This is a genomic window from Cytobacillus sp. FSL K6-0265, from assembly GCF_038003465.1.
In the GTDB taxonomy this organism is placed as follows: Bacteria; Bacillota; Bacilli; order Bacillales; family Cytobacillaceae; genus Cytobacillus; species Cytobacillus stercorigallinarum.
The window spans coordinates 808,685-821,932 of record NZ_JBBOPE010000001.1 but is presented as its reverse complement, the minus strand read 5'-3'; the positions used below and the strand labels follow the sequence as shown (position 1 = coordinate 821,932).

General features: G+C 37.0%; 14 protein-coding genes. 2 read left to right on the top strand and 12 right to left on the bottom strand.

The genetic code is table 11. The features are described 5' to 3' along the window. From paaB to MHH73_RS04210, 3 genes are all read right to left on the bottom strand, one after another. Positions 1-339, bottom strand: a complete 339-nt coding sequence (gene paaB, locus MHH73_RS04220; RefSeq protein WP_191815526.1) for a 1,2-phenylacetyl-CoA epoxidase subunit PaaB — start codon at positions 337-339, stop codon at positions 1-3. Positions 340-352: 13 nt separating this feature from the next. Beyond that, a complete protein-coding gene (paaA, locus tag MHH73_RS04215) occupies positions 353-1,303 on the bottom strand; it encodes a 1,2-phenylacetyl-CoA epoxidase subunit PaaA (protein ID WP_191815528.1) in 951 nt (316 codons plus the stop codon). 120 nt (positions 1,304-1,423) lie between these two features. After that, positions 1,424-2,749, bottom strand: a complete 1,326-nt coding sequence (locus MHH73_RS04210; protein ID WP_341064952.1) for a phenylacetate--CoA ligase family protein — start codon at positions 2,747-2,749, stop codon at positions 1,424-1,426. A gap of 490 nt (positions 2,750-3,239) precedes the next feature. On the opposite strand from MHH73_RS04210, the gene MHH73_RS04205 reads away from it, so the two are divergent. Continuing rightward, entirely contained in the window at positions 3,240-3,485 is a 246-nt protein-coding gene (locus MHH73_RS04205; protein ID WP_341064950.1) for a ferredoxin, read from the top strand. Between the two features lie 202 nt (positions 3,486-3,687). On the opposite strand, the gene MHH73_RS04200 is transcribed toward MHH73_RS04205, so the two are convergent. The 7 genes from MHH73_RS04200 to MHH73_RS04170 form a co-directional block, all read right to left on the bottom strand. Next, the gene (locus tag MHH73_RS04200; protein ID WP_341064947.1) at positions 3,688-3,891 is read right to left on the bottom strand and encodes a hypothetical protein; all 204 of its coding nucleotides are present in this window, start codon (positions 3,889-3,891) and stop codon (positions 3,688-3,690) included. Continuing rightward, positions 3,892-4,095, bottom strand: coding sequence for a hypothetical protein (locus tag MHH73_RS04195; RefSeq protein ID WP_341064944.1), 204 nt, complete (start codon positions 4,093-4,095; stop codon positions 3,892-3,894). Further along, positions 4,096-4,350: a hypothetical protein gene (locus tag MHH73_RS04190; RefSeq protein WP_341064942.1), complete on the bottom strand. Its 255-nt coding sequence runs from the start codon at positions 4,348-4,350 to the stop codon at positions 4,096-4,098. A gap of 286 nt (positions 4,351-4,636) precedes the next feature. Then, positions 4,637-5,620, bottom strand: coding sequence for an ABC transporter substrate-binding protein (locus MHH73_RS04185; protein ID WP_341064939.1), 984 nt, complete (start codon positions 5,618-5,620; stop codon positions 4,637-4,639). Positions 5,621-5,635: 15 nt separating this feature from the next. Then, positions 5,636-6,946, bottom strand: coding sequence for an NtaA/DmoA family FMN-dependent monooxygenase (locus MHH73_RS04180; protein WP_341064936.1), 1,311 nt, complete (start codon positions 6,944-6,946; stop codon positions 5,636-5,638). A 261-nt stretch (positions 6,947-7,207) separates the two neighbouring features. Next, a complete protein-coding gene (locus tag MHH73_RS04175) occupies positions 7,208-7,966 on the bottom strand; it encodes a TerC family protein (protein ID WP_225230740.1) in 759 nt (252 codons plus the stop codon). 391 nt (positions 7,967-8,357) lie between these two features. Next, entirely contained in the window at positions 8,358-10,040 is a 1,683-nt protein-coding gene (locus tag MHH73_RS04170) for a YrzE family protein (protein WP_341064933.1), read from the bottom strand. Positions 10,041-10,169: 129 nt separating this feature from the next. Here MHH73_RS04170 and MHH73_RS04165 point away from each other — a divergent pair, with 129 nt between their 5' ends. Continuing rightward, the gene (locus MHH73_RS04165) at positions 10,170-10,868 is read left to right on the top strand and encodes a polysaccharide deacetylase family protein (RefSeq protein WP_191816661.1); all 699 of its coding nucleotides are present in this window, start codon (positions 10,170-10,172) and stop codon (positions 10,866-10,868) included. 193 nt (positions 10,869-11,061) lie between these two features. Here MHH73_RS04165 and MHH73_RS04160 read toward each other — a convergent pair whose 3' ends face one another. Further along, positions 11,062-12,018, bottom strand: a complete 957-nt coding sequence (locus tag MHH73_RS04160) for a hypothetical protein (RefSeq protein ID WP_191816662.1) — start codon at positions 12,016-12,018, stop codon at positions 11,062-11,064. A gap of 220 nt (positions 12,019-12,238) precedes the next feature. After that, positions 12,239-13,156, bottom strand: coding sequence for a macrolide 2'-phosphotransferase (locus MHH73_RS04155; RefSeq protein WP_341064930.1), 918 nt, complete (start codon positions 13,154-13,156; stop codon positions 12,239-12,241). Positions 13,157-13,248 lie beyond the last annotated feature (92 nt).

Below are 13,248 nucleotides of genomic sequence, written 5' to 3'. Positions count from 1 at the left end.
TTACTTCTCCCCCCAAGATAGAATCTCTTTTTCATCTAACATTTGTTGCTCGTAATGACGCCATTTTTTCTTTAAATAGCCATACCCTTTTGTTGTTCTATATTCTTTATTATCTAACCGATTCAGCATCTGCTTTTCTTCATAATTTAAGCCACGAATTTCTTTACGATTAACCACCCAAATATCCGCTACAGGTTCACGGCGAAGGAAATTCTCCTGGGCCATAATCATAGCCATCTCAGCGTTAGGTGCAAGCAAGCTAAATTGATGTTGAAAGGCTGCTTTTGTTGTTTTTTTACTAAATACTTCGAATTCTTGGAAAAATCCATTGCTACCCATCTGACTTCCTCCTTTAGCTAATTTGACCTAATGCTTCACGCACCCAAGCATTATTTTCATAAGATACGCGGCGAAGATTTAAGCGTTCCTGTGATTTAGGACCATTATTTTTCATTATTTCTTTTAATTTCGACCAATCAGGTTGTTGATAGATCCATTCTTGCTTCTCTTCATCAAAACGAATGGTTTCATCAGGAATCTCTAAACCAAGAGATAGAATTCTAGGTACATATTTTGTGAGGAACGCTTGACGCAACTCTTCATTTGTTTTTGGTCTGATTTTATATTTGATGGTAATATCTTGTTTTGATTTGCCCACTTGGGAACTTGGGGGGCCAAAGAATAACAGCAGTGACTCCCACCATCTTGTCACAGCATCTTGCACCATTTCTCTTTGTTCCTCTGTTCCCTCTGCTAATGCCATGATAATCGCTTCACCATGTTGAGCATGGAAGACTTCTTCTGCACAAATACGATGCAATGCTCTAGAATACGGAGCATAAGAACTGTTAAGCATATTCGTTTGAGTAATGATTGCCGCACCATCTACTAACCAACCAATTAAACCTGCATCTCCCCAACTCGGTGCCGGCATATGGAATACATTGTGAAATTTCAAATTCCCTGTGAAAAGATCATGCATGATGTCATCTCTTGTTTTCCCAGTAGGCTTAAGTAAGTCTTCAGCGACACGCAATAGTAATTGGCCATGCCCCATTTCATCTTGTACCTTTGCCATGATGCCGAGTTTCCTTTGTATAGACGGGGCTTTAGGTACCCATTCTTTCTCTGGAAGCGCTCCCATAATCTCACTGATTCCATGCATAGAAATCAATTTAATTAATGCATTGCGATAATCTTCAGGCATCCAATCATCAGCTTCGATTTGTTCACCACGGTTGATCCGTTCCATAAACTGTTCATACTTTTGTTCTTCTGTTTCCGCTACAACTGAACCACTCATCTACCTTCCCTCTCTTCTCTTTTTTATGATCCATTTTATATAACGTGTTTATAACGATATTATATATTATAGTTATATGATAGTGCAAATTTTTTTCAGATTATTCATTTTAATCTTTTTTTACATGGTTACTTCAGCTTGTCGCTTATCAACGATTCTAACAGCTTTTCCTTCTGATCTAGGGATACTCCTTGGTGGATGTACTTTAACTTTCATCGAAACTAGACAGTTATTTTTCATAGAATGCTGTACTTTTTTCACTAAACTTAAAGTATATCCCTCTAAATCGACACCGTTCGATTTTTGATACATCATTTCATCCATTTCTACATGAAGTTCTATACTATCCAGTACACCATCATTTAATAAATGCACTTGATAAATAGGTGCCAACTCTTCTATTTGTAATAAGTAATGCTCGATTTCAGAAGGAAATACATTTACACCGCGAATAATCATCATGTCATCGATTCGCCCTTTAATTCGTGACATTTTTTTCGTTGTTCTACCACAAGAACAAGGACCAGATTTGACTGATGCTAAGTCTCCTGTACGATAACGAATAATTGGAAACGCTTCCTTCGTTAAACTAGTAAAAACAAGTTCGCCGATTTCCCCTTCAGCTACCGGTTCTAACGTATCCGGGTTGATTACTTCTACTAAGAAATGGTCGTCAGCAATATGCAGACCTTGTTGTTCTTCATGACATTCCATCGCCACACCTGGTCCCATCACTTCACTTAACCCGTAAATATCACTTGCCTTTATACCGAACAACTCTTGAAGTTTTTTACGCATGCCTTCTGTCCATGGTTCTGCACCAAAAATGCCATATTTTAAAGAACTCTTAGCTGGATCTTTGCCTTGCGCTTTCATTTCTTCTGCAATTTTCAATATATAAGAAGGTGTACCTGCAATCACTGTCGGTTTGAAATCCTCAATAATCATTATTTGGCGATCGGTATTGCCACCTGATACCGGAACTGTCGCCATTCCTAATCTTTCTGCACCAAAATGAATCCCTAATCCCCCAGTAAATAGCCCATAGCCATACGCATTTTGAAAGATGCCATCCGGTTCACCACCAGCTAAGGCAATCGCACGAGCAGCTAAATCAGCCCAGTTATCAACATCATTTTGAGTATAACCAACAACAGTTGGTTTCCCACTTGTACCAGATGAAGCATGTACGCGAAGGACATCCTTCATCTCTACCGCAAACAAACCATAGGGGTAGTTATCTCTTAAATCAGTTTTTTTCGTGAAAGGAAGTTTACTTAAGTCATCAAGTGTTTGGATATCATTCGGCGTAATATTTAATTCTTTAAACTTATTTTGATAGAAAGGGATATGTTCAAATACTCGGTTCACAGTTTTCTTTAATCCTTCTAACTGTAGCGCTTCCATTTCAGACTTACTAAAGGTTTCAGCTTTGTGTAGAATCATCTTTTTATCTCCTTATTGGTTAATGTGGCTTTTTCTTTTTGATAGCTTCTCATATAAGTAAATTAATTAATCGTGGAAACACCTCCATTAAACAGTGTTGTTATGTGGAAATTTGTAAGCATTTTTGCAAAAAATCTTTTGAGCAATAGTCTCCTATAGAAAAAGCCCATTTTTAAAACGCTTTCATTTAAAAAACATATATAAATATAACCTTTCACAAGTTTACAACCGTGAAAAGGTTATATTTATTTTCACTTAAATTATCACATATTTTTTTAAATGTAAACAAAAATCAGATATTTAAAAATAAAGAAAATATAATTAAAATAAGTTAACAACAATGGTCTTTAGGGTTCTTACCACGAAATATTTATTTTTAAAATATTTGACAAATGATTATTATCAAATTATCATTCCATATATAACACTATTTAGTTAACCGTATTTTTTAAGTTATAATTAGTATTTGACTTTTATTGGAGGTTATATCATGGCGAAATATACGATTGTAGACAAAGAAACTTGTATTGCTTGTGGTGCTTGCGGTGCCTCAGCTCCAGATGTGTATGATTATGATGACGAAGGGATTTCATTTGTCATTCTCGATGATAACCAAGGAATTGAACCAATACCGGAAGATCTCCTCTTTGACGTTGAAGACGCCATCGATGGATGTCCAACAGATTCGATTAAATTGGGTGATACACCATTTAAAGGTGTACCCGTTGAATCATAAGATAATTGCCCGGGTACCCAGCGTATTCCGGGTATTGTTCTGTCGGCTCTCTTATTTATATTTGTTAATTGTTTCTTATCAGTTATAGAATCCCGTTTGTTTCTTTAAATATTTTTTATGGGCAATGATTTTTTACTTTTGCGTTGCTCATATTTTGGTCGCGCTTCTTATTTGCAATGATTTCGGCTTTTCCGTTGCTCATCTATCTTGCTCTTTTCTTTTTAGCAACGGTTTCAGCTTTTCCGTTGCTCACCTCTATCGCTTCCTTCTTTTTAGCAACGATTTCAGCTTTTCCGTTGCTCACCTCTATCGCTTCCTTCTTTTTAGCAACGATTTCAACTTTTGCGTTGCTCACTTCTCTTGCTCTTTTCTTTTTAGCAACGATTTCAGCTTTTCCGTTGCTCATCTATCTTGCTCTTTTCTTTTTAGCAACGATTTCAGCTTTTCCGTTGCTCACCTCTATTGCTCTTTTCTTTTTAGCAACGATTTCAGCTTTTCCGTTGCTCACCTCTATCGCTTCCTTCTTTTTAGCAACGATTTCAGCTTTTCCGTTGCTCACCTCTCTGGCTTCCTTCTTTTTAGCGACGGTTTCAGCTTTTGCGTTGCTCATCTATCTTGCTCTTTTCTTTTTAGCAACGATTTCGGCTTTTCCGTTGCTCACCTCTATCGCTTCCTTCTTTTTAGCAACGATTTCGGCTTTTCCGTTGCTCACCTCTCTGGCTTCCTTCTTTTTAGCAACGATTTCAGCTTTTCCGTTGCTCACCTCTCTGGCTTCCTTCTTTTTAGCAACGATTTCAGCTTTTGCGTTCCTCACCTCTCTGGCTCTTTTCTTTTTAGCAACGATTTCAGCTTTTGCGTTGCTCACCTCTCTTGCTCTTTTCTTTTTAGCAACGATTCCTGATTTTCTTTATTATTATTTCGGGCAAAAGACGGGGAGAACCGAAATGATGCCACCCTAATCATAGGGTGGCATCGAAATCTCTATATAGAAAAAGGTGTCTAGTCAATTATTGTCCATAATGGATATATATAGCTCAGCACATCGGAAAGGGGGTCCATAGGCGAGAGCGAAAAAATATGGATGGTGTGTATATAGGACAATAATTGCTAGAGTACTATCATCTTTTGATGATAACCCTAATCCTGCGATATTATTTAGATAAATCTTCTTGTAAGGCTTTTAAAAATTCCACACGGCTATTTGCTGGGCCGCCTTCTAATAATGGATCAATCGTATTCACATATACTTGATCTTCTTTAAACGCAGTTATATTTTTCACAATCGGATCGTTCTGTAAATCTTCTAAAGCGCTTTTCGCCTCTGCATTTTCGCTTTCAGCAAATTGTATGAATAGGTGGTCAGGATTCATATCTGCTAACTGCTCAATTGAAAGTTGTGCTTGGTTCTCTGCTGCTTCAATCTCTGCTGGTACTTCTAATCCTAATTCACTATATAAGACAGGATTGACGAATACATCTTGTGGATAGACAAATACTTGACCTGCGCGAATACGTACAGCAGCTACCTTTTTGCCTTCTAATTCACCAGCAATAGATGTTTTTGCAGTTTCTACATCTTCTTTATATGCATTTAATATTTCTTCTGCTTTATCTTCTTTTCCAGAAATCTCACCCATTAATTTTAAATTTGCTTCCCAATCAGTGGAAATATAAGAAACAGGAATGGTCGTAGCAATTTTCTCTAATTTCTCTGTTACATCTGCAGGGAATTTAGATGTTGCTAAAATAACATCTGGTTGTAACTCAAGCACTTTTTCAAAGTTCGGTTGTCTTTTTTCACCGATAGATTCAGCTTTATCTGTGATAGAAGTATAAATTTCAGGAAATTCTCCTCCAACTGAAATAGCACCCACTGGATGTACATCTAATACTAACGCATCTTCCATTGCTTCCATGGCACCAGTAATTACGATTCGCTCTGCATTAGCAGGGATTTCGTATGATTTACCTAAGTACTCAATTGTTTTTGTACCATCTTCACTGTTTTCTTCGGTTTTTGCATCTTCTTCTTCTTTGTTGGAAGCATTTGACTCTTCACTACTACCTCCACCACAAGCGGCTAATACTAACATGATGAACATCATTAAACTAGCTAAAATCCACTTTCGATTCACTATTAATCTCTCCCTCTAGTTCTTCTGCTTTGTTAGATTTTTTATAAATGTATCGCTTTCATACTCTTCTCTGAACAATCCTTTTTCTACAAGTAATGGTAGTAGCTCATCGAAAAATAGTTGTAGTGAACTGATTGAACCACCAGGTAAAGCAATAAAACCATCGATTGCTCCTTTATCCAACCAGTATTCAATCTGCTGTGCAGCTTCTTCGGCTGTGCCGATGATTATCCAATGAGCCGAACTGATAACCTCTGGTCTTGATAGTAATTGCTGAACTGTTGGTTCATTTTTGACAATATAATCTTTTAACAGTTCTGCATGTGTTTTGCTATGCATTTGTTGATTATCATGCGGTATGTTAGCTGCAGTTACTTTGTCTTCTTTAGCAAATCCACTCAGATCCACGCCTAGTATACGCCGAACCATTGCCAATTGTTGTTCATGACTCAGGTGTGCAAAAGCATCACGATATAGCGCATTTGCTTCAGCAGTTGTATTTCCTAAGAAAAGAGATAATCCTGGTAATACAGAGATGTCATCAGCGTCTCTACCTTTTGACATTGCACGATTGCGTAAATCTTGACGATAACTTATCGCTGATTCGATTGTAGGTGTGGCAGCAAAAATTCCTGATGCCACACCAGAAGCAAACTCACGCCCAGCATCAGAAGCACCTGCTTGAAATAATGGTAATTCTCCAGCAAGGTGAGCAGGTAAATTCAGTGGTCCCTTCACATCATAGAAATCGCCTTTATAATCAATTGGATGAATTTTTTCTTTGTCAGCAAATATTCCTTCAGCCCGATCAACTAAAAAAGCTTCAGCAGGGTAGCTCCTCCACAACTTACGAATAACTTCTACGCTCTCCTTTGCGCGATTATACCTTTCCTCTGAAGAAGGCATATTCTTGTGGCCAAAATTATCTGCACCTTCAATGGAAGTGACAATATTCCACCCTGCTCTTCCTCCACTTAATCGATGAAGTGTCTGTAATTGCCTTGCAATCACGTAGGGTGGGTTAAAAGTAGTCGAAACCGTTGTGACCAATCCAATCTGACTTGTGTGCTCTGCCAGCATCGTCATCAACAATGTCGGATCTAACCCTCCCATCGCTGGTGAAACATTGACTCTTTCTGGATGCAAAAATAATGCGTCCGGTTTGAATACAAAGTCCAACTTTGCTTCTTCTGCCTTCTTCGTCAGCTCTATGTAAAAATCAGCAGAAAATATACGTTCTGCACTACTATCTTTTTTACGCCAACCCCAACCATTTAACCAAGTAGGTGATAATGATAAACCTATACAAAGGTGCTTCTCACTCATTACTTCTCAACCTTTCCTGAAGTTCCGGCTGCTACTCACATTCCCATAAAAAAACGTTTATTATTCAGAGATTTAGTTTGATAATGAGAATCATTTTCATTATAGGATGGAATGCAAAAAAAATCTAGTGTTATTTTGAAATTATTTGTTAATTTTTTCTTTTAGCTCAAATGTAAAAATAAAAGGTAGCCCGAACCAAGAATGGTTTTTATAGGGCTACCTTAGTGTTATTTCAAGCAACAAAGTATTAACATGAAATTGTTATGTTTTCCCTTTAGATGAAAACCAACCAATTACCCCGATAGCAACAAGAATACCATAAAATATCACCTGCCAAGGTGTAGAATGAGCCAAGCCTTTAGGTAACCAAGCAATGTCTTCGTGGGATAAAACCATTACTAGTAGCTTGATCCCTACCCAACCGACAATCAAATAAGCGGCACCCTCAAGGTTTGGACGTTTATGAAGTAAATCAACAAAGATATTAGCAGCAAAACGCATGATAATGACACCGATAAGTCCACCAATAAATACGACAAGGAAATGACCTGTGTCCAGTCCACCAATATGACCCCAATCTGTTTTAGGTAAGGTGACACCAAGAGCAACGGCGGCTAAAATAGAGTCAATGGCAAAGACTAAGTCCGCACATTCTACTTTAAAGACAGTCCACCAGAACTCTTTCTGTGTAGCTTCTTCTAATACTTCATCTTGTTGTTGCGTATGATTGTGCTTTTTCTCTCTAAACCAAGTATATAAATTTTTAATTGACATGATTAATAAGTATATCGCGCCTAATGCTTGAACTTGCCAGACGTTCACTAAGAAAGAAATAATAAATAATGACCCGAAACGAAGGACCATTGCACCGACTAAGCCATAAAATAATGCTTTTTTCCGTTGTTCCTCAGGTAAATGACTGACCATTAATGCTAATACGACCGCATTATCCGCAGCAAGCAATCCTTCAAGGCAGATAATAACGAGTAATACACCTAAATACGGTAATAGCAGCTCCAATCCTTTCGACTCCCCTTTTTTTATTAAACGTATAAAAAGTTTGTTCACACATGAAGCGGTAGCCAAACAAAGAAATCCCATAGCGAGATATTCAGGCTGGGGGGATTCCCATGTTCTCTCCCTTAACGGCAAATGTCTTTTATACTGTCTCTACAGTTACTGCCTACTTATTTTTCCTAAATTCCTCGATTTCAACCTATTAATTCTCTTACATTTGTTACTCATTAAAAAATTTAGTGAAATTACAGGTGATAAACCTTCTTAGAAAAGACAGAGTTGGGCACTGTTTAAATAACTAAAGATAGATGCGCTACTAATAAATTCAAACAATAAAAAACGCACACAAATTCTGTTTACATAACAGAACTGTGCACGCTTTTGTAAAATATTGTTATTCTAGTCCACTAATGGTCATTTCTTTAACAGGTAAAAACATTTCACCTGTATTTAAATAAGTCATCTCTACCTCATCATCTTCTTGCAAATAGATCGCTAGCGGATTGTTTTCAGTAGAGGCAATGAAATTCTTACCATCTTCCAAAAGGAAGGAAACGTTTGTCGATTCTCCTACCCTTTCTTTATAGACCCTCACTACTTTTCCTGTTAATTGGACTTCTTCAGCACTAGAGCTTCCTTCCACACTTCCACTACCACGTTGTAGTGCTGTTTTATATTGCTTCAATGCATCATTTGGTGTACTAGCATAAACAGCAATTTCCGGATTCGCAGCTGAAACGATAAAATAGTTTTGCAAGAAGCCATTTGTATCTAATACCGGTGTTAACCAGCTTGCTTCACCATAGAAATTATATAGTATTGGCATTTTACCATACCATTTTTTCTCAATGAATTTCTTTTCGATAATTTGTAATGCCCCTTGTGAATCCATATAAGATTCTTCAAGATTCCCCGTATAATAAGTCGCTTCACCTGTTCGAGAATTCGTCAAAGAGTATCCTAGCATTGAGTCAACGCCCTCTTTCGGACTGGTGAAATCAGTGAAATAGTACATATCGCCTTTTTCATCAAATATAGGACTCACATTCGCTTCTGTACCTTCATCTGATGGTAACTTCACATCAGATTTTCCAAATAAACTATTCCAGTAGCCATTCACATATTTTCCGAAGTAGCTATTATGCAAGCTAACTGTCTCCGGCGAAACAGCTCCGTCTATAAAAGCAGGTACATCTTTTAATTTATATTGCTTCGCAGCTCCTGTTAACGGGTCAACCATCACGATTCCAAGTGGATTAAAACCGTTTCTTGCGCTAATAAATTCACCATATGTGCGAATATAAAAAGGCTTACCATCATCATCAATTTCTAATTGCACATCACCATAGAAAATATAATCAGGGTACTGCAATCGAATTTGACGATAAATATCTTTGTTTAAGAAAGAAGAGGGTGTATAAGCCATTTCCGATTGAATAAACTTTGGATTGGCACTAGAGTCTGTTGCACTTACAGTAAAATATCCTGGTGTAGTATCACCTTGGATCCATTTAAAGAAACCGGAAAATTCAACGGGTGCAATATACACATATTGCCCATCTACTTTTTGTATTTGTAAACTCCCTAGTTCATAATAGCTCGTGTTCGGCACTTGCCCAAAAGCTTTCTTCATTTTATTACGAGCAAAATCAGGCGGCACACTAGCAGGTGTCTCATTTTCATCAAATGTTTCAATTTCTTCTTCGACCTGCATTTGTGCTTTTTCAAATTTTTTATCTGCATTAAAAACAAATGCGAACGACATATAAGCGATAGTTATGATACCTATTAAACCTAGTACTAATTTAACCTTACGTTCCATACCTTTAGCAAAGAAACCGCCAAGTACAGCTAATACAGTGAAACCGATAACAAGACCACTAATGTTGCGATCTAAATTAGTGAAATAATAAATACTAAAGACAATAATAAAGAGGAGAACGAAGATAAAAAGGAACCCGTTAAATGAAGGGCTTTTTTGCTTTTCATCCCCCTTTTGAAATAAAGATAAGATTGGAAACAAAATAACTGTGCTTACCACAGCAATTATGAGTGAGAATATAAACAGTTCTCCCATGGAGTATCCCCTTTCGTAATACAATGTTCTACTATGTTATACGGGTCTACACGGAAATAGTTTCAGTCCTTTTTCATTTTTTTGTTATAATCAAGGCTAATGAAAACTAAAAATGTGAGGAAAAGTAGTATGAGAAAAAAAACATACCTTAAGATCATTCTATCTTTACTGTTGCTTTGCCTGCTTTTATTCGGCAGCTATCAATTAATGAATGCAAGATCGTATCAAATATTCGGAAACATAACAAATAGCATTGAAACCGATGAAAAAGTAGTGGCTCTTACTTTCGATGATGGTCCAACTCAGAATGTGGACCAGATTCTCCCCCTTCTCCAACAATACGATGCAAAGGCCACTTTCTTTCTAATTGGTCAAGATATAGAGAAGTTTCCCGAAGAAACGAAAGCAATAATTGAAGCTGGTCATCAAGTTGGTAATCATACCTTTTCACATGCAAGAATGATTTTCAAGTCACCGACATTTATTGAAGAGGAAATTGATAAAACCGATGAACTCATCCGTGAAGCAGGATATAAAGGCGAGATAGACTTTAGGCCACCTAACGGCAAAAAATTAGTTTTCTTACCTTATTTTCTCAAACAACAAGAAAAAGAAACCATTACTTGGAATATAGAACCTGATACTTTTTTCACTACACCAGAAGAAAAAATCGACTATGTATTAGAAGAAATCCAGCCAGGTTCTATTATTCTCCTTCATCCAATGTATGATCAATCTGGTGACGAACTTCAAGTGATCGAAGAAATTTTAAGAGCGTTAACAAAAGAAGGCTATCGATTTGTTACTGTCGATGAGCTACAAGCATGAGAATGAAGAGGACATAAACCTTCCTCTTCAAGATGTTTTTTTACCCTTCATTCTATCTATTAAGAAGCTTGTACTAAAATAAAGGGCTGGTATACCAATGATTAGATAAAGCAAGCCCTTTGGCATAAAAAGGTTATAGAAATAAGTAAATAATACCACCCAGCTAAATAGGAGCGTAAAATAAGCTAACTTTTTAATGACTAGTCTTACCTCCTGTCTCTAACCTATTCAACCTATCTGTATGTTGACAATATAGCTTTTTCCCATATTGACTGATTTCCTTATAATGAATACTCAACCATTTATGCATATCTTTTTGTTCATTTTTTTGAAAAAAGTATGTAGATAGTTGTTGCATAATTTGATAAGATGCATTGTTATGTGGAATATCATTATTTATGGCGTGTTGAATTAACCTTTCTAGGAAACGATGATCTGAATAATAGATGAGCTCGATTAATTTTGCACGATATTCCAGCTCCTTCCCACTTAAGTTTGGGTAATGTTTAAAATCGTTGTAATGTTGAGCTTCATGCTTGAAAAATGAAACAAGGAACCGATCTTCATTTAAACATTCTCTGTAGCGAGGAAGTATACAATAGATCCCTTCCTCCGAAGCCCATCCACCTGCTCCTATTTCTCCAAAAGTGGCAAAGTCTAGCCAACCCATCATCAAAAAATCATCGAGGAAAAATACTTGAACCGTTTCTATTTCTTTTAAAAGTTCAACATCTACCTTTTTACTTTCTGTAGATTGCCAAATATATGGACCATAATGTGGTGAAGTCCTTCCTCCAAGGAATGAATACCCTTTGAGCTTAAATTTCTGTTTCAACTCATCCTCTACTTCTTCCATCGACTTCGCTTGGCTAGATATTGATTTACTTAAATCTATTAATAGTTTACCTTCTGCTTGGTGAACAGCTTTTCTACAGGTTAGAACATCGATAAAATAACTTTGATAACAATTGACTACATATTCTATCCACTTATCAACATGTTGAAAAGGTTCATTCTTCTGAAAGAAACGTTGTTGATAATTTTTTAACATCGTTTCCTCTTCTAACGTACGATTCTCCTTTTCTATTAATTGTTGATAGATTTGTGTTATCTCACCCTGAATACAGAGTTGATAGAGTAAATGTGCCATCTAAAAACCTCCATTTGCTGTTCTTCCTATGTGGGATTCGACATTATTCTTCTATTACCTTCAATATTCGTAACAGTTCAACTATGTAATTTACCTACGGATAATTCTAGTATGATTGCCTCCCTCAAACGACCGATTGTAGATTTCGAACAAATGGTAGCAAAAACAAACGAGCAAATCTTTTAATAGCCTTTGCCCGTTTGTTGAGTCTACCTAGGGTTTATTTGCTACTTTCATGATTTTTCCCATCTACACCAAGCATCGTTTTTGCCATCTTCTCCATTTCCTCCAATCCAGAGAGTTGAGCAAATTCAGCTACTCCAACGGCTGCTGCACTGACAAGTTCGATAATGTGCTCTTTCATAAATGGCCATGTCCTACCGCCTGCTTTTTCATAAGCTGAGATTAGTGCATCTAACCCCTCTCCTCCAAAAATTAAATAATGAGAGGTAAAGTCTATAGAGACATCACCAACAGCTACTTCAGTCCAGTCAATCAACCCTGTTACCTCTTTCTCTTTATTCACAAGAATATGCCCTGGATGCACATCGCCATGTAGCAATCCTGTATGATTAGGCCATAGATGATCATTCGCCAACCACTTTTGCCAACGTGCCCAAAGTTCATCACTTACCCCGTAAATTTCCTTCACCTTATTCATCCTTGAACTCATTTCCTCTTTTGCTTGGGAACTATTAAAGATTTTAATACCAGTATCTTCCACATAGGTGATCGACGTTCGGTGAAGTTCTGCCAGTGTTGCACCTAAAGTCTCGTGATAACGTGTCAAATCACTTTCCTTATCGAAGCTCCAAACATAGTTTTGTATCTCATGATCAATTGTGCCAGCTGGTATGCCGTCTAATTGTTTGTAGGCCATACAATCATTCGTAAAAACCTTCCAATGCGGTGCTTTAATGCCCGTATGTTTATAAAGTACTTCAAGGACCGCATGCTCCTGTTTTGAACGAGTCATGGAATCTTCACGGCGTGGTATACGTAATATCCACTGATTATTTTTCTTATCTACAACATGTGCAACTAAGAAATCCATACCTGACTCATTTATTTTAATCTCTTCTTCATCAATGATTAAACCATGTTTATCAGCTAGTCTTTTCACTTCTTGTTTATCCATTTGTCTCTCTCCTTTTATTTCACATGTTAATTGTTCCACGTTCCATTTCCATTAGTTGAGTGAGTAAAGGAATATAATCATAAAAAAACACA

Bases quoted from the DNA above. Each gene is read 5' to 3' on its own strand.
- MHH73_RS04195 (WP_341064944.1), bottom strand. From the start codon at position 4,095: ATGAGCAACGCAAAAGCTGAAACCGTCGCTAAAAAGAAGGAAGCCAGA.
- MHH73_RS04205 (WP_341064950.1), top strand. From the start codon at position 3,240: ATGGCGAAATATACGATTGTAGACAAAGAAACTTGTATTGCTTGTGGT.
- MHH73_RS04170 (WP_341064933.1), bottom strand. From the start codon at position 10,040: ATGGGAGAACTGTTTATATTCTCACTCATAATTGCTGTGGTAAGCACA.
- MHH73_RS04165 (WP_191816661.1), top strand. From the start codon at position 10,170: ATGAGAAAAAAAACATACCTTAAGATCATTCTATCTTTACTGTTGCTT.
- MHH73_RS04155 (WP_341064930.1), bottom strand. From the start codon at position 13,156: ATGGATAAACAAGAAGTGAAAAGACTAGCTGATAAACATGGTTTAATC.
- MHH73_RS04180 (WP_341064936.1), bottom strand. From the start codon at position 6,946: ATGAGTGAGAAGCACCTTTGTATAGGTTTATCATTATCACCTACTTGG.
- paaA (WP_191815528.1), bottom strand. From the start codon at position 1,303: ATGAGTGGTTCAGTTGTAGCGGAAACAGAAGAACAAAAGTATGAACAG.
- paaB (WP_191815526.1), bottom strand. From the start codon at position 339: ATGGGTAGCAATGGATTTTTCCAAGAATTCGAAGTATTTAGTAAAAAA.
- MHH73_RS04210 (WP_341064952.1), bottom strand. From the start codon at position 2,749: ATGATTCTACACAAAGCTGAAACCTTTAGTAAGTCTGAAATGGAAGCG.
- MHH73_RS04200 (WP_341064947.1), bottom strand. From the start codon at position 3,891: ATGAGCAACGGAAAAGCTGAAATCGTTGCTAAAAAGAAAAGAGCAAGA.
- MHH73_RS04160 (WP_191816662.1), bottom strand. From the start codon at position 12,018: ATGGCACATTTACTCTATCAACTCTGTATTCAGGGTGAGATAACACAA.